This window comes from Blastococcus mobilis, from assembly GCF_900188025.1.
Lineage (GTDB): Bacteria > Actinomycetota > Actinomycetes > Mycobacteriales > Geodermatophilaceae > Blastococcus_B > Blastococcus_B mobilis.
Genome location: NZ_FZNO01000012.1, coordinates 34,489 through 55,941, shown reverse-complemented (window position 1 = coordinate 55,941; position 21,453 = coordinate 34,489). Strand labels below are relative to the sequence as shown.

The window sequence follows — 21,453 nt, the reverse complement described above, 5'->3', positions numbered from 1 at the left end:
GACCAACAGCGAGGTACCTCCATGGGTCTGCCCATCACCCTGTCCGAGATCGCTCCGCGCATCTCCGCCGGCGCGTTCATCCTCAACAGCGGGCTCAGCAAGCGCGGCGCCGACGCGGAGACCGCGGCCGGCGTGCACGGCTTCGCCGCCGGCACCTATCCGTTCCTCAAGTCGGTGCCCCCGCAGCAGTTCGTGCAGGGACTGGCGACCACCGAGATCGTCCTGGGCGCCGCGCTGCTCACGCCGTTCGTGCCCACCTTCGTCGCCGGGGCCGCCTTGACCGCCTTCTCCAGCGGGCTCCTCGGGCTCTACCTGAGGACGCCGGGCATGCGGAAGCCGGGCAGCCTCGCCCCGACCGAGCAGGGCCTGTCCATCGCCAAGGACAGTTGGCTGGTCGGCATCGGGATCGGCCTGATGACCCGCGGGCTCATCGAGCGCCGGCCCAGGGTCACGGTCACGAAGGCGAACAAGCTGGCGAGGAAGCAGGCCAGGCAGGCCGCCCGGGAGGCACGTCGCACCTCCCGGTGACGCCGGGCTCGGTCGGCCGGCAGGTGCACGGTGGTGACCAGCCGGCGTCGGCGCTCGCCGTCCGGCCCGTGGGCCATGCGCGCCTGCAGGACGGCTGCCAGGTCGGCCACCATCGCGTCGAACTCCTCCTCGGTGACCCAGACGGCCGCCTGCCGGTAGCCGACCCGATCCCTCGCCAGGTCCGGACTCAGCGCACGCCGAGCAGGTGCTCCATCGCGAGCTGGTCGAGCCGCTCGAACTGCAGGCCTCGCTCCCCGAGCGCCTGCGGGTCGACCGGCTCGGCGCGCAGCGCGTCCAGGGACTCCCCCTCCCCCAGCGTCGGGACGGCGAGCTCGCCGACGCGCGCCGCCTCCAGCGCCGCGGCCACCTCCGGGTCGGCCCGGAACGCCTGCGCCTTCTCCTTGAGGATCAGGTAGTTGCGCATGCACGCCCGAGCGGTCTCCCAGACGCCGTCGATGTCCTCGGTCCGCGGGGGCTTGTAGTCGAAGTGCAGGTAGCCGTCGTAGGCGTTGCCCGATCCGCCGCCCAGCAGGGTGTCGACGGTCCAGAAGGCGCCGCGCAGGTTGCCCGCGCCGAAGCGGAGGTCCTGGTCGAAGCGCGGCCCGTGCTGGCCGTTGAGGTCGACGTGGAAGAGCTTGCCGTGCCACAGCGCCTGGGCGATGCCCTGCGCGAAGTTCAGCCCGGCCATCTCCTCGTGCCCGACCTCGGGATTGAGTCCGACGCGGTCGGGTTCGTCGAGCTCGTCGATGAAGGCAATCGCGTGGCCGATGGTCGGCAGCAGTATGTCGCCGCGCGGCTCGTTGGGCTTGGGCTCCAGGGCGAACCGGAGGTCGTAGCCCTTCTCGCGGACGTAGCCGCAGAGGATGTCGAGGGCCTCCTTGTAGCGGTCGAGCGCGGCGGCGACGTCCTTGCTGCCGCCGGACTCCGCTCCCTCCCGGCCACCCCACAGCACGTAGGTCTCCGCGCCCAGCTCGGCGGCCAGGTCGATGTTGCGCAGCACTTTCGCGATCGCGTACCGGCGGACGGCGCGATCGTTGGCGGTGAAGCCGCCGTCCTTGAAGACCGGGGCGCCGAAGAGATTGGTGGTGGCCATCTCCACGCCCATGCCGGTCTCGGCCAGGGCCTTCGTGAACCGCTCGAGGGTCGCCGCGCGGGTCGCGTCGTCGGGCACGAGGTCGTCGTCGTGGAACGTGATCGCCGCGGCGCCGAGCTCGGCGAGCCGGTGCACCGCCTCCACCGGGTCCAGCGGCGGCCGTACCGGACCACCGAAGACGTCGACGCCCTGCCAGCCCACGGTCCAGAGGCCGAAGCTGAACCTGTCGTCCTTGGTCGGGGTGTAGTCGCTCATGCGGGGGTCTCCATCCGGATCGATCGGTGGCGCGCACGGAAAGCGCTCGGCGTCACGACCCGGCCGCCGGGGCGGGGTCCATGGCGGCGTCGACGGGTATGAGGGTCGGGTCGTCGAAGACCGACTCGAGGGCGACGTACGCGCCACCCCGGACGGCCGCGGTGAACCCCAGGGTGGACAGCACGATGCGGGCATCGGCCAGGTCGGGGGCGAACACCCGGGCACGGAGCTCGGCAGCCATCGGCTCCAGCAGGAACCGGCCGAGGACGGCGAAGTAGCCGCCCAGCAGCACGACCTGCGGGTTGAACAGGTTGATCAGGACGGCGGCCCCGGTGCCCAGGCCGGTGCCGACGCGGTGCAGGGCGTCGAGCGACCGCCGGTCGCCGGCGTCGGCACGGGCGGCGATCTCGGCCAGGCGGGTCTCGAGGTCGCGACCGTGGTCGTGGACCGGGTCCCCCGGGTCGGCGGCGGCCCGCAGGAGCGCGCTGAGTCCCACGACGGTCTCCCAGCAGCCACGCCGGCCGCAGCCGCACACGAGGTCGGGATCGCCCAGCGCGGTGTGCCCCACCTCGCCCGAGAGCCCGCCGGCCCCGCGCAGCAGCCGGCCGTCCACGATCACGCCGCCACCGACCCCCACCTCACCGGTCAGGTAGACGAGGTCCGGCGTCCGGGCCTCGGGACCCATCGCCCACTCGGCGATCGCGGACAGGTTCGCGTCGTTCTCCACCCGGATCGGGCAGTCGAGGCCCACCCGGGCGCGCAACCCCTCGCGCACCGGCACGTCGCGCCAGCCGAGGTTGGGCGCGTAGCCGGCCACGCCGTCGACACTGCGGACCAGACCGGGGATCGCGACGGTCAGCCCGACCGGGACCACATCCCTCGCCGCCGCCTCGAGGGTTTCGTTCACCAACCGGGCCACCTCGTCGAGCGTCCGCTCCGGGCCGAGCTCAGGGACGTCGAGCGCCACCCGGTGCTCGAACAGCACCTCGCCGCGCAGGTCCAGGACCAGGATCGCGGCGTAGTCGACGTTGAGCTCCACCCCGATGCCGCAGACGCCACGGCCGTCGAGATGAACGATCAGCCCCGGCCGCCCCACGGCGCCGGCGCGGTCCACGTCACCGGTGGTGATCAGCCGGCGGTCGGCGAGCTCGGCGACCAGGCTGGACACGGTCGCCTTGTTCAGGCCGGTGTCCTGGGCGATCCGGGCGCGGGAGCGCGGGCCGGCGTCGCGCAGGTGCCGCAGGACCAGCCCGAGGTTGCTGCGGCGGACGGCGGCCTGATCGGCCGGCGCCTGCCTCCGGCCGACCGCACCGTCGTACAGCCGGCGTTCCTCGAACACGGCGGCGCCCCACCTTCCGCGATCGCTGCCCTCGACGATTAGTCGATTGCGGCGACAAATTAGGGGCGTGAGGGCCGTGTGGTCAAGGGCGCATGCCCGCCGGTCGGGCCCGACCGTGGCTACAGTCCGCCCGTGCCGTCTCCCACCCCGGCCCCGCGATGACGCCGGCCCGGACCCTCGTCGCCGGCGTCGACACCTCCACGCAGGCTTGCAAGGTGGTCGTCCGCGATGCCGAGACCGGCGCGCCGGTCCGGTCCGGTCGCGCCCCGCACCCCGCGGGCACCGAGGTCGACCCGCGCGCGTGGGAGGCCGCCTTCACCGCCGCGGCGGACGCCGCCGGAGGGCTGGCCGACGTCGCCGCCCTGTCGATCGGTGGCCAGCAGCACGGCATGGTCTGCCTCGACGACGACGGCACCGTCGTGCGCGACGCACTCCTCTGGAACGACGTGCGGTCCGCGGGCGCCGCGTCGGACCTCATCGCCGAGCTCGGCGACGGCGACGAGGCGACCGGACGGCAGGCCTGGGCCGACGCCGTCGGGCTGGTGCCGGTGGCCTCCTTCACCGCGGCCAAGCTGCGCTGGCTGGCCGACGCCGAACCGGGCAACGCCGACCGCACCGCCGCCGTCTGCCTTCCGCACGACTGGCTGACCTGGCGACTGTCGGCCGAGCGCGGCCCGGGCACCCTCGTCACCGACCGCGGCGACGCCAGCGGCACCGCGTACTGGTCGGCCCGCTCCGGGGAGTACCGCCTCGACCTGCTGGAACTGGCGATGCGTGGTCGCCGCCCGGCGGTCCCGCGTGTCGCCGGACCCGCCGAGCAGGTGGGCGTTCTCGCCGGGACGTCGGCGGTGCTGGGACCCGGCACCGGGGACAACGCCGCCGCGGCGCTGGCACTCGCCGCCCGTCCCGGCGACGTCATCGTCTCGATCGGCACCTCCGGCGTGGTCTCGGCGGTCAGCACCACGGCCGTGGCCGACGTGACCGGCACCGTCGCCGGGTTCGCCGACGCCACCGGCAACCACCTTCCCCTGGTGGCGACGCTGAACGCCGCCCGGGTGCTCGATGCGGCCGCGACCATGCTCGGCGTCGACCACGCGCGGTTGTCGGACCTGGCGCTGTCGGCTCCTCCGGGAGCAGAGGGCCTGGTCCTGGTCCCCTACCTCGAGGGCGAGCGCACGCCGAACCTCCCCCGCGCGACCGGCGCCGTCCACGGGCTGACGCTGCGGACGGCCACCCCCGCTCACCTCGCGCGAGCCGCGGTCGAGGGTCTGCTGTGCGGTCTGGCCGACGGGATCGAGGCCGTCGTGGCCCAGGGGGTCGCCGTGGACCGGGTGCTGCTGATCGGCGGGGCCGCCGGTTCCCCTGCCGTCCAGCAGCTGGCCCCCGGGATCTTCGGGCGCCCTGTCCTGGTGCCGTCGCCGGGTGAGTACGTCGCCGACGGCGCCGCCCGCCAGGCGGCCTGGGTGCTGTCCGGCGCCGCCGCACCCCCCGAGTGGGCGCTGCCCGGGCTCCAGAGGTTCGAGTCCGCGCCGACACCCGGCGTACGGGAGCGGTACGCCCAGGTGCGCGGCCGCACCGACGGGCAGTAAGAGGACCCCGTCCTCCCCACCCTTCGCAAGCTCAGGGCGGGCCCCGGGACGGGGCCACGGCGGGCCTGCAGGGAAGCCGCCCCAGCACGTCACCAGCCTCCGGACGGGGCCGGATCAAGGGACCGCAACACGGCGGCCACCGCGTCCGGGTGGGTCTGCGGCGTCATGTGCGCGGCCCCCGGCAGCTCGGTCAGACGGCCCCGCGGTGCCGCCGCCACCAGCCGGGCGGCCCAGTCGTGCCGGCAGAGCCGGTCGCGGGTGCCGCGCACGACCGTGACCGGCACCCGGACGTCGCGCAGCCGCCGGTCGGTGTCGTCCGGGGCGGCGACCCGCCAGAGCGCAGCCATCGCGCGTGGCCCGGTGCGCCACCACTGGGCAGCGATCAGCGGCACCTGCCACCAGGGCTCGCGGAACGCCGTCGCCAGCCAGTGCCGGACCAGCCCGCGCCGCGACCGGAGTCGCGGATCGGTCGTCGGCCCGAGCAGGACGACGGCGACGACGCGGGCGTCCCGCGCCGCGGCCACGGCGGCCACCTGGCAGCTCTGCGAGTGACCGACCAGCACCACCGGCCCCTCCCCCATCCGCTCGAGCAACCGGTCGGCCAGCACCTCCAGCGACGGGACGGGCGCCGCCAGCCCCATGCCCGGCAGGGGCACCACCGTCGCGGGCAGGTGGGTGCGCAGCCGTCGCGACGAGCGTTCGTCGAGCCCGAGGCCGGGTACGAGGACGAACCGGACAGGGGGTTGACGCGGGGTCACAGGCATTCCGACGGTGTACCCGCCCCCGGCAAGAGCCACGAACCCGGCAGAGTGTGTCGTGGATCGCAGGAAACCGCCCTGGCTCGCCCCGGGGCGGCGAGGCCCGAAGTGGAAGGATGAATCATCATGACGACTTCACCAGCGCGTGTCTCCGCCGTCCGCCCGTCCTCCGGCGGCCGCCCGCGAGTCGTCATCATCGGCTCCGGCTTCGGCGGCCTGTTCGCCGCCCGGCGGCTGCGCCGCGCCGATGTCGACATCACCCTGATCGGCAAGACCAGCCACCACCTCTTCCAGCCGCTGCTCTACCAAGTGGCGACCGGCATCCTCTCCGAGGGCGAGATCGCGCCCGCGACCCGTGAGGTCCTGCGGCGGCAGGAGAACGTCCGCGTCGTCCTCGGTGAGGTCGTCGACATCGACCTCACCGCGCGCACCGTCACCTCCACGGTGCTGGGGCGCACCACCGTGCACCCCTACGACGAGCTGATCGTCGCGGCCGGGGCCGGCCAGTCCTACTTCGGCAACGACCGGTTCGCGGAGTTCGCGCCCGGGATGAAGAGCATCGACGACGCCCTCGAGCTCCGAGGCCGCATCTTCGGCGCCTTCGAGCTGGCCGAGCTGGCCGAGGACCAGGCCGAGATCGACCGGCTGCTCACCTTCGTCGTCGTGGGCGCGGGCCCCACCGGCGTGGAGATGGCCGGCCAGATCGCCGAGCTCGCCCACCGGACGCTGCGTCGGGACTTCCGGCGCATCGACCCCACCACCGCCCGCGTGATCCTGCTGGACGCCGCACCCGCCGTCCTGCCGTCGTTCGGCGAGAAGCTCGGCGAACGCGCGCGCCGCCAGCTCAACCAGAGCGGCGTCGAGGTGCAGCTCGGCGCCATGGTCACCGACGTCGACGCCAACGGCATCGAGATCAAGGACGCCGACGGACAGGTCCGCCGGATCAACGCCGCCACCAAGATCTGGGCCGCCGGTGTGCAGGCCAGCCCGCTGGCCCGGATCCTCGGCGAGCAGTCGGGCGCCGAGGTGGACCGTGCCGGGCGCATCGCGGTGCAGCCCGATCTCACGCTGCCCGGCCACCCCGAGGTGCACGTCGTCGGCGACATGATGGCGCTGAACCGGCTGCCGGGGGTGGCCCAGGTGGCCATCCAGGGCGCCCGCTACTCGGCCGACCAGATCCAGCGCCGGCTCGCCGGCAAGGCGCCGCTGGGCCCGTTCGAGTACCACGACAAGGGCTCGATGGCGACGATCTCCCGGTTCCACGCCGTCGTCGACCTCGGGAAGCTGAAGTTCGAGGGCTTCATCGCCTGGGTGATGTGGCTGGCCCTCCACCTCTTCTACATCGTCGGGTTCAAGAGCCGGGTGACGACGGTCCTGCACTGGCTGGTCAGCTTCCTCGGCCGCGGCCGGTCGCAGCGGGTGGCCACCCAGCAGCAGGTGTTCGGCCGGTTGGCACTGGAGAACGTCGGGCCGCAGTTCGAGGCGTCCAAGACCGGAGGCCTCAAGACCGCTCCCCACGACGAGGACCTCACCGGCCGCGAATCCGCCTAACGGCCGCGCTGCAGGGGCCCGCCCCGAGCTGGCGAGCGGTGGGGGGCAGCGGGGTCCTCGTTCAGCCACCAGTCCAGCGCGGCGGTGACCAGGTCCGGGGTCACCACGTGCCCGCCGTCGAACTCGTCGTAGGCGACGTCGTACCCGGCCGCCGCCAGGTCGGCCGACACCCGCCGGCCGCAGCGCTCCACCGGCAGGACCCGGTCGTGGGTGCCGTGGGAGATCCAGATCCGCGGGTGCCCTTCCAGGCCGGGCGGTGCGACGAACCCCGGGGAGAACGCGAGCACCGCGTCGAACAGGTCGCCGTTGGCCACACCCAGTGAGAGCGCGTACGAGGCGCCGTCGGAGAAGCCACCGACAGCGACGCGGCTGACCGCGGCCCGTTCCGACACGTCGGCCAGGGCAGCGTCGAGGACGGCGACGTCGCGGCCCAGCCCGCCGGCGATGAGGTCCCACGTCGCGGCGACCGATGTCGGGGCCAGCACGAGCACCCCGCGCTCCGCCGCGATGCCCCCGACGGCCGCCAGGCTCTGCTCCGCGGCACCGCCCGCGCCGTGGAGGAAGACCAGCAGCGGGCGGGCGAGGGCCTCCCCCGGCGGGACGGCGAGCAGCGCGGCGGCCTGCGGCCCCAGGGACAGCTCGTGCACTCCGGCGGGCAGCGGCACGCCGGCCGGCTGGGCCGACGGGCGGCTGACCAGACGCCCGTCGGCTGCCCACCGGGGGACGGCCACGGCTCAGACCGCGTGGGCGAGGGGCGGGACGTGCTCCTCCGCCCGTTCCAGGTGCAGCGGCTGCAGCGGTGAGGTGTCCTCCAGGTAGAGGAAGGCGTCGTAGCGCTCGCCGAGCACGGTGGGCACGTAGTTGCCCCACCGTTCCCGCTCGGGCCGGTAGACGACGCCGATCGCCCGGTGGTCCAGCCGGCGACTCAGCCACTCGGGCCCTCCACTGCGCGGAAGGACGAACAACGCGTCCTCCCCGAGGGCAGCGTGCATCATCGATTCGAGGCTGCCGGAGCGGGCCGGCGGTACGGGCATGGGCCGCATCTGCCCGCCCCACTGCTCGCCGGCGATCACGGCGCCCTGGAAGCCGCCGAAACCGACGAGGACCACGTCGTCCGCACCGTGCCGCTCGCGCAGCAGCTGGCCGACGTTGACCATGCCGGCGCCGGCCATGTCCGTGGCCCGGGCGTCGCCGATGTGGGTGTTGTGCTCCCAGAGGACGGCCTTGCCCCCGGTGTTCTCCAGCAGCCGGTCCAGCGTGTCCACCATGTGCACGTCGCGGACGTTCCAGGACTCCACGGAGCCCAGCAGCATCGCGCGGAAATAGCGCTCGGCGGCGGCGACGACGGCGGCGTTCTGCTCGGCCGAGAAGCGGCCCTCCGGGTCCCCGGCGTACTCCTTCCTGCAGTGGACCTCGACGAGGTCGTGCAGCAGCCCGACCACGGCCTGCTCGCACGAGGTGGGCGCGAACCGGCTCGCGAAGGCGTACTCGGCGCCGTCCTCACCGAACGGCTCGAAGCACCGCAGCGCCTGCACCGCCCGGTCGACGTGCTCCGGTTCGTGCTCCCGCAGCCAGCCGATCAGCTCGTGCATCGAGTTCCAGAGGCTGTACACGTCGAGACCGTAGAAGCCGACCCGCTGGTGCTCCGGTCGCCCGGCATTGAACTCCCGCAGCCACCGGCAGAACTCGACCACGTCCTCATTGGCCCACATCCAGGTCGGCCAGCGCTCCATGGCGTCGAGCGCATCACGCGGGTCCTCGTCCGCGCCCTCCCGGAGTCTCACGCTGCGGTTGACCCGGTAGCAGTCGGGCCAGTCGCCCTCGACCCCCACGAACGCGAAGCCGCGCTCCTCGATCAGTCGGCGGGTCAGCGCGGCCCGCCAGGCGTAGTACTCGTGCGTGCCGTGGCTGGCCTCGCCCACCGCCACGATCCGAGCGTCGCCGATCCGCTCGAGCAGGGGATCCAGGTCCTTCGCGTCACGCAGCGGGCGGGCCAGGGCCCGCATGTCGTCGTCCACTCGCCCGGTCATCGGTTCTCCCATGCGGTGCCCTCGCGAACGATGCCGGCGGCCACCTCCCGCCAGTCACCGGTGCGCAGCCAGGTCCTCCGCTGCCGCGACGCCGAGGTACCCCGGACGAAGAGCCGTTCCACCAGTTCGACGACGACATCCCACTCGTCGCGGGCGCGCAGGTCGTCCTGGAGCTCGGCCAGGAGCCGTCGGACGGCCACCCGCGCCGGGATCAGATCGCAGCGCAGCGGGTCGAACAGCTCTCCCTCCAGCCCGTATCGGGCTGCCCGCCACCGCGCCGCCCGCAGCAGCTCGGCCCGCGGTCGCGGGCACGGCTCGCCCCGCTCGGCGCGCGCGGCCAGCACCCGCACCAGCGATCGGGCGAGGGCCGCGTGCAGCACCGCGTCGTCGACCTCCGTGCACACGTCGGCGAGCCGGAACTCCAGGGTGGGCAGGTGGTAGGAGGGGCGCAGGTCCCAGTACAGGTGGGAGGCGTCGGCGACCACGCCGGAGGCGACGAGGCCGGTGACAACCTCGTGGAACCGGTCGGCGCTGCCCAGGTACTCCGGCGGCCCCGTGGTCGGCCACCGCGACCACCACATCGTGCGGTAACTGGCGTGCCCGGTGTCGACGCCGTCGTGGAACGGCGAGCTGCCGGTCATGGACAGCAGCACGGGCAGGTAGGGGCGGGCCCGGTCCATCACCGCAACAGCCGTCTCCAGGTCGGGCACGCCCACGTGCACGTGACAGCCGCAGATGTCCTGCTGCAGCGCCAGACCGGCCCACCGGTCGACCATCGCCTCGTACCGCGGTACCGGGGTGATGTCCTGCTGTTGCCAGCTGTCGAACGGATGGGTCGATGCGGCGAGGATCCGCACGCCGGCCCGGGCGGCGGCGCCGGCCGCCTCGGCGCGCGTGGTGACGAGCTCGGCACGCAGCTCCGCCAGGGTCCGGCAGATGTCGGTCGCCGACTCCAGCTGCGTGGTGGTGATCTCGGCGTGCAGGTGCCGGCCCGCCTCGTGGCGCAGCACGGCCGCGGCGAGGGCCGGGCTGCGGGTCAGCCGGTATGTGTCGGGATCGACGAGGTGGAACTCCTCCTCGACGCCGAAGGTGGCGCCTGCCGGCGCGGACGTCGGGACGGGCCGCGGTGCGGTCGGTCGCCGGGAGGGCTCCACCTCCACGCGCGCTCCTGTGCAGCGAGGCGACGTCATGGTCGCCGGCCTCCCCGGACGCGGGGGCGACTGAGGGCCAGCCGTGCTCCTGACGGTAGGTCCTGCGCCCCGGCGCCGCACCCCGCTCAGGGCTCGGCGAACCAGGCGAAGCCCAGTGCCGGCAGCAGCAGGCGCCCACCCGAGATGCCGAGCGGCCCATCGCTGCTGATCACCTCGCGGTAGGTGCCGAAACCGGTCACGGTGTCGGCGTCCACGGTCTGTGCCTGCGCGCTGACGTTCGCCACGGCGACGAAGGCCCCGCCGCGGGGATGCCTGCGCCGCCAGGCGAGCACCGCCTCGTTCCCGGCGTCCAGGACGTCGGACTCCACCCCGCCGCGGAGCGACACCAGCGACCGCCGCGCCTCCCCGAGCCGCCGCAGCCAGCCGAACACCCGGCCCTCCAGGGTGCTGGGGTCCGACCGGCGAGCCGCGGCCTCCCAGTCCATCGGCGGGCGGTGCATCCACCGGTTGTCCGGCGCCCGCTCGGCGTCGGTGAGGTAGGCGGCATCGTTGCGCAGCGCCAGCTCGTCGCCCATGTAGACCAGCGGGATCCCGCCGTAGGCGTACATCACCGAGTACAGCAGGACCAACCGTCGGACACCGGCGTCCAGCGCCGCGCCGTCCCCCCGCTCGAGGGCGTCCTCGATGCCGCACAGCGACGCGGTGGAACCGGAGATGCGGGCGTCGCCGGTGGCCTCGTTCTCCTGGAAGAGCGCACCCCGCGCGAAGGAACCCGGGAAGCGTCCGCTGAAGAAGTCGTTGAGGAAGCGCCGGTGCCCGAAACCGCTGACGCCCACGGCGGCCGCGTCCGCGTCGCTGATCGCCCAGCCGATGTCGTCGTGCCCCCGCACGTACGTCACCCACGACGTGCTCGGGGGGACGGGCCGCATGCGGCGCAGGGCGTGCGCGGCCAGCCGGGCGTCCCCGGTGGCGAGGCTGCTCCAGCTCAGCACCATGAGCTGGTTGTGATAGGCCAGTTCGCACTCGGGGCGGTACCGGTCGTGGCCCCCGAGATAGGGCACCAGGTCCTCCGGCGAGACGATCGCCTCGGCCTTGAAGACGACGCCCGGAGCCGCCAGCCGGGTCAGCGCGTGCAGCAGCTGCAGGAGGGTGTGACCCTCCGGCTGGTTCTGGCAGCTGGTACCCAGGCGCTTCCACATGAACGGCACGGCGTCCATCCGGAACACGTCGACGCCACGGTTGGCCAGCCAGGTGATCTCCCCCAGCATCGCCAGAGTGACCGCCGGGTTCGTGTAGTCCAGGTCCCACTGGTAGGGCCAGAAGGTCGTCCACACCCACCCGCCGGCACCGTCGCACGCCTCGGGCACCCAGCTGAACGATCCGGGCGCCCGGTCCGGGAAGACCTCGGGGATGGTCGCGTCGTAGGCGTCGGGCATCGTGCGGTCCGGGAAGGCGGTGTAGAAGCCCGCGTACGCGGGATCGCCGGCCAGCCAGCTTCGGGCCCAGTCGTGCTCGCGCGCGGTGTGGTTGAGCACCAGGTCGATGCACAGGTTCATCTCCCGGTCGTGCAGGGCGCGGGCCACGTCCTCGAGGTCGGCCATCGTCCCGAGCCGGGGGTCGACGGCGCGGTAGTCGGCGACGGCGTAACCGCCGTCGTTCTCCCCGGGACGGGGCTGGAGCAGTGGCATCAGGTGCAGATAGGTGATGCCGAGCTCGCCCAGGTAGTCCAGCTTCCCGGGGAGCTCGCGGAGCGAGCCGCAGAACCGGTCGACGTAGCAGACGTAGCCCTGCATCCGGGCCCGCTGGAACCAGCCGGGGTCGATCTCCCGGCGACGGTCGAGGCGCCGCAGGCGCTCGGGACGCTCGGCCGCCGCGGCCAGCGCCGTCCGCAGCGCCTGCTCGAAGAGCGTGTCGACGTCGCCCCGCTCGCCGTACAGGACAGCCAGGGGCTCGTGGACGTCGACGAGCGCGACCTCGACCCGGGTGAGGAAGGCGTCGGCCTCGTCTCCGCCGAGGGCGGTGACGGCGTCGTCGGTCAGCGAGGGGCGCAGCGCCTGCCACGCCGCGTCGGCAGCCCGGCGCCGGCCGGCGTCCGACGTGGTCACCGGTGCCCGCGCCCGATCATCGGCCCAGTATCGGGGCGTTGTTCGCCCAGGGCATGAGAGCTGCCGTCCGGCCCCGGAAAGGCGTTCACTGGTCTCCGTAAGCCGGTAATCAGGAGGGCCCGATGAGCGTGGCACCCGAACCCGCGACCGAGCCGGCGCTCGATGCGTACTCCCGGATCGTGACCGCGGTCGCCGCCGATCTCACCCCGCACGTCGCCGCCCTCCAGGTGACGGGCCGGGACGGGCGGGGCGGGGCCGGCTCGGCGGTCGTCGTCAGCGGGAACGGCCTGCTGCTCACCAACGCGCACGTGGTCTCCCGGGCGGCCCGCGGGGTGGCGGTGTTCAGCGACGGCAGCGAGGCCGACGTCGTGGTGGTCGGCGCCGATCCGCTGTCCGACCTGGCGGTGGTGCGGGCGCGCGGCGAGACGCCGCCGCCGGCGGAGCTGGGGGACGCCGGCACGCTGCGGGTGGGCCAGCTCGTCGTCGCCGTCGGCAATCCCCTGGGGCTGACCGGGTCGGTCACGGCGGGCGTGGTGAGTGGACTGGGCCGGTCGTTGCCGACCAGGGACGGGCGAACGGCGCGGGTGGTCGAGGACGTGATCCAGACCGACGCCGCACTCAACCCGGGGAACAGCGGCGGGGCGCTGGCCGACGCCTCGTCCCGCGTCGTCGGCATCAACACCGCCGTCGCCGGCTGGGGCCTGGGTCTGGCGGTGCCGATCAACGACACCAGCCGGCGGATCATCGAGACGCTGGTCGCCGACGGGCGGGTGCGCCGCGCCTACCTCGGCCTGGTGAGCACGCCGGCGCCGCTCCCGGCCGCGCTGGCCGAGCGCACCGGCCGGCGGCGGGGGCTGCGGATCGTGGACGTCGTTCCGGGCGCCCCGGCGGACCGGGCCGGGCTCAAGGCCGGCGACCTCGTCCTGGAGGCCGGTCGGCGCCCGGTCGCGGATGCGCAGAGCCTCCAGCGGCTCCTCTTCGCCGAGGCGATCGGGCGGCCGCTGCCGATGACCGTGCACCGGCGGGGCGCGATGGTCGACGTGATCACCGTGCCGAGCGAGCTCACCGGAGGCTGAACGACGCGCCACTCCCCCGGGTGGCTGCGCTCCGGGGTGCCGGAGATCGGCGTGCAGGATGACGCGCATGCTTGTCGATCGGCGCACGCCGGCCCTGCTCTTGGCGGTGCTGTACGGCGTCAGCGGGGTGCTGTGCCTGAGCTCGACACGCTGGCCGATGCACCGCGACACCCCGGTGGGACTGTTGTGGGTGCTCGCGGCGACCGGGCTCGGCGGCGGGGTGCTGATCTGGTGCCTCCGCTTCCGCCTGCGCGACTGGATGATGCATTCCGCCGTGGCTCTGGCCGGCGTGCTGGTCGCGCTCCTCGCCTGGCAGTCGGTGACCGCCATCGGGATCGTCGGCCTGGGACCCGCACTGATCGCCGTCGGCCTGTTCGCCGCCCACTTCTTCGACCTGCCGGCGGCCCGGCTGCACGCCGCGCTCCTCGTCGTCCTGGCAACGGCCGGAGCCGTCGCCGCGGAGCCCGATGTGTTCGCCGCCTCCTGGGCGCCGATCGTGGTGTCGGTCGTCGCGCTCACCGAGGCGCACGGTCGGCTCGCCCGGAACCTGCGCAGGGCCGCCACCACCGACCCGCTCACCGGCGTGGCGAACCGCCGGGCGTGGGAGACCGAAGCGGCGCGGCACCTGGCCCGCGCCGAGCGCACGGGCGAGCCGCTCAGCGTCGCGATCCTCGACCTCGACGGCTTCAAGGAGGTCAACGACCGCGACGGGCACGGCGCCGGCGACGCGCTCTTGCGCGACCTCACCGCCGGCTGGACGGCCCGGCTCCGGGAGTCCGACCTGCTGGGCCGATACGGCGGCGATGAATTCCTCCTGCGCCTCCCGGCCACCGACGAGGGCGGCGCCCAGGAGATCCTGCGCCAGCTGGGGACGACCCACGCCTTCCCCTGGTCGGTCGGCATCGCGACCATGCGACCCGGCGACACCCTGCCCGCCGTCCTGGCCCGCGCGGACGCCGACCTCTACCTGCAGAAGCGCGGCGGCCGCACCGCCTGAAGGCCGCACGACCCTGTCCCGGGGCGCTGCCGCCTGCCACGGTCGGCCGATCGGAGCCAGGTCCGTCGCCGGGAGGCCCCCATGGCATCGGTGATCGTGTGCGGTGGGAGCGTCATCGGCCTGTGCACCGCCATGATGCTGGCGCGCGACGGCCACGAGGTCACTGTGCTCGAGGGGGATCCGGACCGCGCACCGGGGACGCCGGCGGAGGCCTGGTCGTCCTGGCGGCGCACCGGAGTCGCCCAGTTCCACCAGCCGCACACGCTGTTCTCCCGGTTCCGCGAGGTGAGCGACGCGGAGCTGCCCGGGCTGATGGACCGGCTCGTGGCCGCGGGCGGCGTCTGGGTGGACAGCCTGGAGACGATGCCGCCCACGCTGACCGATCGCGCCTCGCGCCCCGGCGACGACCGCATCCGGTTCGTCACCGCCCGCCGGCCGGTGCTCGAGTCCGTGGTCGCGAGCGCCGCCGAGGAGCAGCCGGGACTGACCGTGCGCAGAGGGGTCAAGCTCGCCGGGCTCGTGTCCGGGCCGTCGGCGAGCCCCGGCGTCCCGCATGCCGCAGGCGTGCGCACCGCCTCCGGAGAGGAGCTCACCGCCGATCTCGTCGTGGACGCGATGGGCCGGCGCACGCCCGTGGTCGACTGGCTGGCTGCCCTGGGAGCGCGTCCGCCGCAGGTCGAGTCCGACACGAGCAGCCTCGTGTACTACTCGCGCTACTTCACCGGGCCCACGCCGCCGCGCCGGACGCGTGCCGCGCTGACGCCCATGGGCAGCTTCTCGATCCTGACGCTGGAGGGCGACAACGGCACCTGGTCGCTGACGATCCTCGGGCTCAGCAGGGACACCCCGCTGAAGGCCCTGCGGAACCCCGAGGTCTTCGACCGCGTGGTGGCCGCCTGCCCGAGGCAGGCGCACTGGCTCGACGGTCGCCCGATCACCGGCGTCCTCGCCATGGCCGGCGTCGTGGACTGCTACCGGCGGCTCGTCGTGGACGGCGAACCGGTGGTGACCGGTGTGGTCCAGGTGGGGGACGCCTGGGCGTGCACCAACCCGTCGGCCGGCCGTGGCCTGTCGGTCGGGCTCGCCCAGGCCCAACTTCTTCGCCGGGCGGTGGCCGGCCACCTCGACGACCCCGTGACGCTCGCCCGGGTCTACGAGGAGCGGACCGACGCCGTGGTTGCCCCGTTCTACTGGAGCCAGGTCAGAGCGGACCGGGCCCGCGCCGCGGAGATGGACGCCATCCGCCAGGGGATCCCGCCGGCCCCGCCCGACCCGCTCATGATCCGGTTCCAGAGCGCGGCGATGTACGACCCCGACGTGTACCGGGGACTGCTGGAGATCGTCACCTGCCTCACCTTCCCGCGCGACGTCCTGAGCCGACCGGCCGTCCAGGCGGGCATCGAGCGGCACGGGGACGCGGCCCCACGGCCCTCCCCCGGTCCCGACCGCGCCGCGTTGCTGGACCTGCTCACCGCGTGAGCCGGCTCAGGGCCGGCGCCAGTCGTCGCTGTCGAGGTGCGAGCCGGCCATCGGGCCCATCTGCAGCATGCCGCCGTCCACGGCCCACGATGCCCCGGTGACGTAGCCGGCGGCGGCGGAGGCGAGGAAGGCCACGACCGCGGCGACCTCGCGGGCGTCGCCGGGCCGCCGCAGCGGGACACCGGGGCGCTCGTGTCCGGGACCGGTCGGGTCCTCGTCCTCCTGGCCGGTCATCGGCGTGGCGATCTCCCCCGGCGCGACCGCGTTGACGGTGATGCCGTGCTCGGCCAGCTCGATCGCGGCGACCCGGGTGAGCAGCCCCAGGCCGCCCTTCGCCGCGCAGTACGCGGCGGCGCCCACGCGAGGCTGGTGCTCGTGGACGCTGGTGATGTTCACGATCCGCCCACCACGGCCGGCGGCGACCATCCGCCGGGCGGCGCGCTGCAGACAGAGGAAGGCCCCGTCCAGGTCCGTGGCCAGCACCGTCCGCCAGGTGGCCAGGTCGAGGTCCAGCAACGGGGTCACGTGCCCGGTGCCCGCATCGTTGACCAGCACGTCGACCCCGCCGAGGGACTCGGCCAGCTCGTCGACGACGTCTGCGGCCTGCGGCAGCCGGGTGAGGTCGAGGTGGCGGACCTCCGCGCGCCGGCCGAGGGATCGCACCTCCTCGGCGGTCGCCTGCCCTGCCGCCTCGTCGCGGTACCAGGTGATGCCGACGTCGCAGCCCTGCTCCGCCAGAGCCACGGCGATCGCCCGGCCGATACCCGACTCGGAGCCGGTGATGATCGCGACGCGCCCCGTGCTCCCGGTCATGCGGACAGGCTAGGGAGGGCTTCGGGGCCCCGCAGGCCGGCGGCGGTCACCGCTGCGCGGCGAACCGCTCGTCCAGCAGGCGGTCGACGGCGCCCTCCGCCTCGTCCACCCGGCGCGCGTTCTCGGCCGACGGGCAGCGGGTGTAGGACGACCGGGCCACGCCGAGAGCGATGTAGGCGACCGAGATGTCGTGGTCGAGCTGGTCGAGGCTGGTACCGGTCGGGCTCATGACGGCCTCCTCACGATCGGCGTCTGCACGCCGCACGTTAGGTCGTGGGTATGACCCTTCTTCGGCGCCGAGGTCATCGCCGGATGCCGATCGGCCCGGATGTCACTGCCCGCCCCTACCGTCCGGTTCGGACCCACGGGGACGCATCGGGAGGCAGCGATGACGAGCACCACCCTCACCGGCGAGCGGGCCGACCTGCTGGAGACCCTGGCGGCGCACCGGCACTTCCTGCGGCACACGGTGCGCGGGCTCACCGACGACCAGGCGCGGCAGCGGACCACCGCCAGCGAGCTCACCCTGGGCGGGCTGGTAAAGCACGTCGCCCACCAGGAGGCGAACTGGGCCCGGTTCATCGTCGAGGGAACACAGGCGATGGCCACGCCGACCGACCCGGCGGGGTTCGAGAAGTGGGCGGAGGAGTTCCGGCTGCTGCCCGGTGAGACGCTCGCCGGCGTCCTGGCCCACTACGAGGACGTCGCGCGGCGCACCGACGAGCTGGTGCACACCCTCCCCGACCTGGACGCCTCGCACCCGCTGCCGGAGGCACCGTGGTTCCAGCCGGGCGCCGTCCGCTCCGCCCGCCGGGTCTTCCTCCACATCGTCGCCGAGACCGCCCAGCATGCCGGGCACGCCGACATCGTCCGGGAATCCCTCGACGGTCAGAAGACGATGGGCTGAACCTCGTCAGCTTCCATCGGGTGCGCTGCCACCGAGTTCCTCCACCCGGGCGCGGGCGCGCTCACGGGCGACCACCGCCTCGGCCGCCTCGTGCTCGGCGCTCTTCCGCCGTCGCTCGGCCCTCTTCAGCTGCGCGGAGACCTCGGTCACCTCGCCCTCGGCACGAGCGAGCTGGTCGGCGAGCTCGGCGACCCGGGACTCCAGGGACGCTCGACGCGCTTCCAGTTCGTCGATCCGCTGCCGTTCGTCCTCGGCCGCTGCCTGAGCCTCCGCGGCCAGGTCCGCGGCCTCCTCGGCGGCCCGGAGGGCCTCCGCCAGTTCCCGCCGGCGTCGCGCCTCCTCCGCGCGGCGCTCCTCCGCCCGCTGCCGCTCCCGGGCCCGCTTGCGTTCGTCGGCCGCGGGGCGCTGCGGGGTGGCCGCGGGCCGCGGCGTGCGCTCCACCACCGGGGGCCGGACGAGCTGGAGGTCCGGTCGCGACACCGTCGTCCCCAGGCCGCTGTAGGACATCGGCGAGGTGAGCCGGCCGGTGAGCAGCGCCTCCCCCGCCTCGGGGTCGGCCATCGCGGCGCGCAGCGTCTCCTCCACCTGGTCGGCGATGGCGCTGCTGATCCGGCGACCGCGCTCCCGGGCGAGGGCGGACGCCTGGCGGGTGAGTGCGCTGACCAACTGGGAGCGCTGGGAGCTCAGCGCCCGCATCTGGTCGCCGGCCAGGTTCTCCTGCGCCTCCCGGAGCAGCCCCCCGAGCTCGACGAGGCCCTCGATCTCGGGCCGTTGCGCACGCACCAGCAGGTTGCTCACCCAGGCCGCGGTCGACGGCTTGGGCAGCGTCCCGATCGCCGTGGCCAGCACCTTGTCACCGCCGGCCCGCGCCTCGTCCTGGCGAGCCGCGCGGAGAGCGATGAACTCCTCCGGCGGCACCTCGTACAGCTCGTCGGCCACCTCGTCGAGATCCATGGCAGCGCCTCCGCATCGGATGCGACGAACTGGTGGTGATCAGCTGCGATCACCGCCAGTTCGTAGCACCCAGTGTCAGGCTCAGCAGCAGGCGGTGGCCAGTCGCGCGTCGGTGTCGGACCCCTCCCTGCAGCACGAGCCGTCGCCCGCGACGGCGGACGGCTCGGCCTCGGCGCTGCCCTCCAGGTCGGGCCGTACGTCGCCCGTGACGGTGTAGACCTCCCACGGCTCGCCACCCGGACCGGTCACCCACACCTTGTCCTGGACGGCGTAGCAGCAGGTGGTGTTGTCCTCGACGCGGGTGGCCAGCCCGGCATCGGCCAGCCGGGCGGTCGCGGCCGTGACCTCCTCGGCGGAGGGAACCTCCACGCCGAGGTGGTCCAGGCGGGTCGCCTCGCCGGGGGTGCCCTCGAGCAGGACCAGCTTCAGCGGCGGTTCGGCGATGGCGAAGTTGGCGTAGCCGGGACGGCGCTTGGCCGGGGTGGCGTCGAACAGCCGCGAGTAGAAGTCGACGGCGGCGTCGAGATCGGCGACACGGAGGGCCAGCTGGACGCGGGACATGGTGGGCACCCCTTTCAATCGAAGACATCGACGGTCGTCGATGCCTGACCGTCATGCGACCACTCGCATCGATGGTTGTCAATACGATTCTCGTCTGTACGATGGTCGCCGATGTCTGCGAACGAGGAGAACCGATGAGCGACCCGGGCCTGGCCTGCTGCACTCCCCTGACCGGGACGCCGATGTCCGCCAACCAGGCCGAGCAGGTCGCTCCGCTGCTGAAGGCGCTCGCCGACCCGGTGCGGCTGCGGCTGGTCAGCCTGATCGCCGCGAGCGCCGGGGGCGAGGCGTGCGTCTGCGACCTCAACGACGCCTTCGACCTCACCCAGGCCACGATCAGCCACCACCTGAAGGTGCTGCACTCCGCCGGCCTGCTCGACCGCGAGAAGCGCGGCGTCTGGGTCTTCTACGCGGTCAAGCCCGAGGCCCTGTCCGCCGTCGCGAACCTGTTCGACACGACCATGCCGGTCCCGGCGTGAGCGACGCCGTCCGGGAGACCGCCCGGGTCGACGTCCCCGACGACGCCCCGGTCCTCCAGAAGCTCTCCACCCTCGACCGCTTCCTGCCGGTCTGGATCATCGCCGCGATGGCGCTGGGCCTGGCGCTGGGCCGCTGGGTGCCGGGGCTGGACGACGCCCTGTCGGCCGTCGAGGTGGGCAACGTCAGCCTGCCGATCGCCGTCGGCCTGCTGCTGATGATGTACCCGGTGCTGGCGAAGGTGCGGTACTCCGAGCTCGACCGGGTCACCGGCGACCGGAGGCTGCTGGGCGCCTCACTCGTGCTCAACTGGCTGCTCGGCCCGGCGCTGATGTTCGCCCTCGCCTGGCTGCTGTTGCCCGATCTGCCCGAGTACCGGACCGGTCTGATCATCGTCGGCCTGGCCCGTTGCATCGCGATGGTGCTGATCTGGAACGACCTGGCCTGCGGCGACCGCGAGGCCGCCGCGGTCCTCGTGGCGATCAACTCGGTCTTCCAGATCATCGCCTTCGCCGCGCTGGGGTGGTTCTACCTTCAGGTCCTCCCCGGCTGGCTCGGCCTGTCGACCACGTCAGCGGAGTTCAGCGTGTGGGCGATCGTCGCCTCCGTGCTGGTCTTCCTCGGCATCCCACTGGTCGCCGGGTTCCTGACCCGCACGCTGGGTGAGCGGCGGAACGGCCGAACCTGGTACGAACAACGCTTCCTGCCCCGCATCGGCCCGGTCGCGCTGTACGGGCTGCTGTTCACGATCGTCATGCTGTTCGCGCTGCAGGGTGAGGCGATCACGTCTCAGCCCTGGGACGTCGCCCGGATCGCCCTCCCGCTGCTGGCGTACTTCGTACTCATGTTCGGCGGCTCGTTCCTGCTCGGCATGCGGCTGCGGCTCGGGTACGCGAAGACCACCACGCTGGCATTCACCGCCGCCGGCAACAACTTCGAGCTCGCCATCGCCGTCGCCATCGGGACCTTCGGCGTCACCAGCGGCCAGGCGCTCGCCGGCGTCGTCGGCCCGCTGATCGAGGTACCGGTGCTGGTCGCGCTGGTCTACGTCGCCCTGTGGGCGGCCCGCCGTTGGTTCCCCGGCGACCCCACCGTCCCCGTCCCCGCCCGGAATGCGCAATGAGCGACGAGAGAGCCGTGCCCGGTCTGCTGATGCCCGAGGCCTCCCTGCACCGGCTCGCCGACGAGCTGTCGGCGCGGTTCACCGGCGTGTTCGCCCGGGAGACGATCGACCGTTACGTGTTCGAGTCCTACACGGCCCTGGCCCGGACGGCGAGGGTCACGACCCACCTGCCCGTGCTCGCCGGCCGGTTCGCCACCGAACGACTGACCGCGCTCGCCCGGTCGAAGGGCGTGCTCGCCGGCGACGTGCCCGAGGTGCTCTTCGTGTGCGTGCAGAACGCCGGCCGCTCCCAGATGGCAGCCGGCCTGCTGCAGCACCGCGCCGGCGGGCGGGTCCACGTGCGCTTAGCGGGCTCGCAGCCGGCACCCTCTGTCGACGACGCGGTAGTGGCCGCGATGTCCGAGATCGGTCTCGACCTCTCCGCCGAGTTCCCCAAGCCGCTCACCGACGACGTCGTCCGCGCTGCCGATGTCGTCGTCACCATGGGCTGCGGCGACGCGTGCCCGGTGTATCCGGGCACGCGCTACCTCGATTGGCAGGTCCGTGACCCCGCCGGCCTCTCCGTGGGCGAGGTCCGGGCGATCCGGGACGACCTCGACGCCCGCGTGCGCTGGCTGCTCGCCGAACTCCATCCCGCCGGCACCACGACGTGACAACCACCCCCACC

Annotated in this window: 21 protein-coding genes; 10 read left to right on the top strand and 11 right to left on the bottom strand. The window is 73.7% G+C overall.

The genetic code is table 11. From position 1 onward, the window contains the following. Positions 1–21: 21 nt before the first annotated feature. Positions 22–528 (top strand): hypothetical protein, encoded by a 507-nt coding sequence (locus CHB94_RS12305; RefSeq protein ID WP_089336862.1) that lies wholly within the window; start codon positions 22–24, stop codon positions 526–528. A 187-nt stretch (positions 529–715) separates the two neighbouring features. Here CHB94_RS12305 and xylA read toward each other — a convergent pair whose 3' ends face one another. Next, positions 716–1,876: a xylose isomerase gene (gene xylA / locus CHB94_RS12300; RefSeq protein WP_089336861.1), complete on the bottom strand. Its 1,161-nt coding sequence runs from the start codon at positions 1,874–1,876 to the stop codon at positions 716–718. 52 nt (positions 1,877–1,928) lie between these two features. Next, complete coding sequence (locus CHB94_RS12295) at positions 1,929–3,215, bottom strand: ROK family transcriptional regulator (protein WP_254920597.1); 1,287 nt, start codon at positions 3,213–3,215, stop codon at positions 1,929–1,931. Between the two features lie 92 nt (positions 3,216–3,307). Between CHB94_RS12295 and CHB94_RS12290 the strand changes: the two genes are divergently transcribed. After that, positions 3,308–4,804, top strand: a complete 1,497-nt coding sequence (locus tag CHB94_RS12290) for a xylulokinase (RefSeq protein ID WP_254920596.1) — start codon at positions 3,308–3,310, stop codon at positions 4,802–4,804. 89 nt (positions 4,805–4,893) lie between these two features. Here the strand turns inward: CHB94_RS12290 and CHB94_RS12285 are convergent, their stop codons facing one another. Beyond that, positions 4,894–5,568 (bottom strand): alpha/beta fold hydrolase, encoded by a 675-nt coding sequence (locus tag CHB94_RS12285; RefSeq protein WP_089336859.1) that lies wholly within the window; start codon positions 5,566–5,568, stop codon positions 4,894–4,896. Positions 5,569–5,688: 120 nt separating this feature from the next. Between CHB94_RS12285 and CHB94_RS12280 the strand changes: the two genes are divergently transcribed. After that, complete coding sequence (locus CHB94_RS12280) at positions 5,689–7,113, top strand: NAD(P)/FAD-dependent oxidoreductase (protein ID WP_089336858.1); 1,425 nt, start codon at positions 5,689–5,691, stop codon at positions 7,111–7,113. Here CHB94_RS12280 and CHB94_RS12275 read toward each other — a convergent pair. From CHB94_RS12275 to CHB94_RS12260, 4 genes are all read right to left on the bottom strand, one after another. Continuing rightward, a complete protein-coding gene (locus CHB94_RS12275; RefSeq protein ID WP_089336857.1) occupies positions 7,110–7,844 on the bottom strand; it encodes an alpha/beta hydrolase in 735 nt (244 codons plus the stop codon). The two genes, CHB94_RS12280 and CHB94_RS12275, sit on opposite strands and share 4 nt — an antisense overlap. 3 nt (positions 7,845–7,847) lie before the next feature. Continuing rightward, on the bottom strand, positions 7,848–9,143 hold the full coding sequence (locus CHB94_RS12270) for an erythromycin esterase family protein (protein ID WP_176445533.1): 1,296 nt from the start codon (positions 9,141–9,143) through the stop codon (positions 7,848–7,850). Beyond that, positions 9,140–10,303 (bottom strand): carboxylate-amine ligase, encoded by a 1,164-nt coding sequence (locus CHB94_RS12265; RefSeq protein WP_176445532.1) that lies wholly within the window; start codon positions 10,301–10,303, stop codon positions 9,140–9,142. Before CHB94_RS12265 ends, CHB94_RS12270 begins: the two co-directional genes overlap by 4 nt. Positions 10,304–10,419: 116 nt before the next feature. Next, positions 10,420–12,399: an amylosucrase gene (locus CHB94_RS12260; RefSeq protein WP_089336855.1), complete on the bottom strand. Its 1,980-nt coding sequence runs from the start codon at positions 12,397–12,399 to the stop codon at positions 10,420–10,422. A 122-nt stretch (positions 12,400–12,521) separates the two neighbouring features. Here CHB94_RS12260 and CHB94_RS12255 point away from each other — a divergent pair, with 122 nt between their 5' ends. The 3 genes from CHB94_RS12255 (at position 12,522) to CHB94_RS12245 (ending at position 15,951) form a co-directional block, all read left to right on the top strand. Then, positions 12,522–13,475: a S1C family serine protease gene (locus CHB94_RS12255; RefSeq protein ID WP_089336854.1), complete on the top strand. Its 954-nt coding sequence runs from the start codon at positions 12,522–12,524 to the stop codon at positions 13,473–13,475. A 67-nt stretch (positions 13,476–13,542) separates the two neighbouring features. Next, a complete protein-coding gene (locus tag CHB94_RS12250) occupies positions 13,543–14,472 on the top strand; it encodes a GGDEF domain-containing protein (RefSeq protein ID WP_176445531.1) in 930 nt (309 codons plus the stop codon). Between the two features lie 81 nt (positions 14,473–14,553). Beyond that, entirely contained in the window at positions 14,554–15,951 is a 1,398-nt protein-coding gene (locus CHB94_RS12245) for an FAD-dependent oxidoreductase (protein WP_089336852.1), read from the top strand. A 6-nt stretch (positions 15,952–15,957) separates the two neighbouring features. Here the strand turns inward: CHB94_RS12245 and CHB94_RS12240 are convergent, their stop codons facing one another. Together CHB94_RS12240 and CHB94_RS12235 are read right to left on the bottom strand one after the other, a co-directional pair. Continuing rightward, entirely contained in the window at positions 15,958–16,764 is an 807-nt protein-coding gene (locus CHB94_RS12240; RefSeq protein ID WP_089336851.1) for an SDR family oxidoreductase, read from the bottom strand. Positions 16,765–16,810: 46 nt separating this feature from the next. Then, positions 16,811–16,993 carry a hypothetical protein gene (locus tag CHB94_RS12235; RefSeq protein ID WP_089336850.1) on the bottom strand — a complete coding sequence of 61 codons (183 nt, stop codon included), beginning with the start codon at positions 16,991–16,993 and terminating at the stop codon, positions 16,811–16,813. A 159-nt stretch (positions 16,994–17,152) separates the two neighbouring features. Between CHB94_RS12235 and CHB94_RS12230 the strand changes: the two genes are divergently transcribed. After that, positions 17,153–17,671 carry a DinB family protein gene (locus tag CHB94_RS12230; RefSeq protein WP_089336849.1) on the top strand — a complete coding sequence of 173 codons (519 nt, stop codon included), beginning with the start codon at positions 17,153–17,155 and terminating at the stop codon, positions 17,669–17,671. A 6-nt stretch (positions 17,672–17,677) separates the two neighbouring features. Here CHB94_RS12230 and CHB94_RS12225 read toward each other — a convergent pair whose 3' ends face one another. Both CHB94_RS12225 and CHB94_RS12220 read right to left on the bottom strand, forming a co-directional pair. Continuing rightward, on the bottom strand, positions 17,678–18,625 hold the full coding sequence (locus CHB94_RS12225; RefSeq protein ID WP_089336848.1) for a hypothetical protein: 948 nt from the start codon (positions 18,623–18,625) through the stop codon (positions 17,678–17,680). An 81-nt stretch (positions 18,626–18,706) separates the two neighbouring features. Further along, positions 18,707–19,186: an ArsI/CadI family heavy metal resistance metalloenzyme gene (locus tag CHB94_RS12220; protein ID WP_089336945.1), complete on the bottom strand. Its 480-nt coding sequence runs from the start codon at positions 19,184–19,186 to the stop codon at positions 18,707–18,709. Positions 19,187–19,320: 134 nt separating this feature from the next. On the opposite strand from CHB94_RS12220, the gene CHB94_RS12215 reads away from it, so the two are divergent. Genes CHB94_RS12215 through CHB94_RS12205 form a run of 3 tightly spaced genes read left to right on the top strand, consistent with a single transcriptional unit; the run spans position 19,321 to position 21,439 of the window. Further along, positions 19,321–19,665, top strand: a complete 345-nt coding sequence (locus tag CHB94_RS12215; protein ID WP_089336847.1) for an ArsR/SmtB family transcription factor — start codon at positions 19,321–19,323, stop codon at positions 19,663–19,665. Further along, entirely contained in the window at positions 19,662–20,786 is a 1,125-nt protein-coding gene (gene arsB, locus CHB94_RS12210; RefSeq protein ID WP_089336846.1) for an ACR3 family arsenite efflux transporter, read from the top strand. Before CHB94_RS12215 ends, arsB begins: the two co-directional genes overlap by 4 nt. Next, complete coding sequence (locus tag CHB94_RS12205) at positions 20,783–21,439, top strand: arsenate reductase/protein-tyrosine-phosphatase family protein (RefSeq protein WP_089336845.1); 657 nt, start codon at positions 20,783–20,785, stop codon at positions 21,437–21,439. The genes arsB and CHB94_RS12205 overlap by 4 nt, the downstream gene beginning before the upstream one ends. Positions 21,440–21,453 lie beyond the last annotated feature (14 nt).

Coding starts and splice junctions, on each gene's coding strand:
- CHB94_RS12305 (WP_089336862.1), top strand. CDS start 22: ATGGGTCTGCCCATCACCCTGTCCGAGATCGCTCCGCGCATCTCCGCC.
- xylA (WP_089336861.1), bottom strand. CDS start 1,876: ATGAGCGACTACACCCCGACCAAGGACGACAGGTTCAGCTTCGGCCTC.
- CHB94_RS12290 (WP_254920596.1), top strand. CDS start 3,308: ATGCCCGCCGGTCGGGCCCGACCGTGGCTACAGTCCGCCCGTGCCGTC.
- CHB94_RS12285 (WP_089336859.1), bottom strand. CDS start 5,568: ATGCCTGTGACCCCGCGTCAACCCCCTGTCCGGTTCGTCCTCGTACCC.
- CHB94_RS12280 (WP_089336858.1), top strand. CDS start 5,689: ATGACGACTTCACCAGCGCGTGTCTCCGCCGTCCGCCCGTCCTCCGGC.
- CHB94_RS12270 (WP_176445533.1), bottom strand. CDS start 9,143: ATGACCGGGCGAGTGGACGACGACATGCGGGCCCTGGCCCGCCCGCTG.
- CHB94_RS12255 (WP_089336854.1), top strand. CDS start 12,522: ATGAGCGTGGCACCCGAACCCGCGACCGAGCCGGCGCTCGATGCGTAC.
- CHB94_RS12250 (WP_176445531.1), top strand. CDS start 13,543: ATGCTTGTCGATCGGCGCACGCCGGCCCTGCTCTTGGCGGTGCTGTAC.
- CHB94_RS12245 (WP_089336852.1), top strand. CDS start 14,554: ATGGCATCGGTGATCGTGTGCGGTGGGAGCGTCATCGGCCTGTGCACC.
- CHB94_RS12240 (WP_089336851.1), bottom strand. CDS start 16,764: ATGACCGGGAGCACGGGGCGCGTCGCGATCATCACCGGCTCCGAGTCG.
- CHB94_RS12235 (WP_089336850.1), bottom strand. CDS start 16,993: ATGAGCCCGACCGGTACCAGCCTCGACCAGCTCGACCACGACATCTCG.
- CHB94_RS12230 (WP_089336849.1), top strand. CDS start 17,153: ATGACGAGCACCACCCTCACCGGCGAGCGGGCCGACCTGCTGGAGACC.
- CHB94_RS12225 (WP_089336848.1), bottom strand. CDS start 18,625: ATGGATCTCGACGAGGTGGCCGACGAGCTGTACGAGGTGCCGCCGGAG.
- CHB94_RS12220 (WP_089336945.1), bottom strand. CDS start 19,186: ATGTCCCGCGTCCAGCTGGCCCTCCGTGTCGCCGATCTCGACGCCGCC.
- CHB94_RS12215 (WP_089336847.1), top strand. CDS start 19,321: ATGAGCGACCCGGGCCTGGCCTGCTGCACTCCCCTGACCGGGACGCCG.
- CHB94_RS12205 (WP_089336845.1), top strand. CDS start 20,783: ATGAGCGACGAGAGAGCCGTGCCCGGTCTGCTGATGCCCGAGGCCTCC.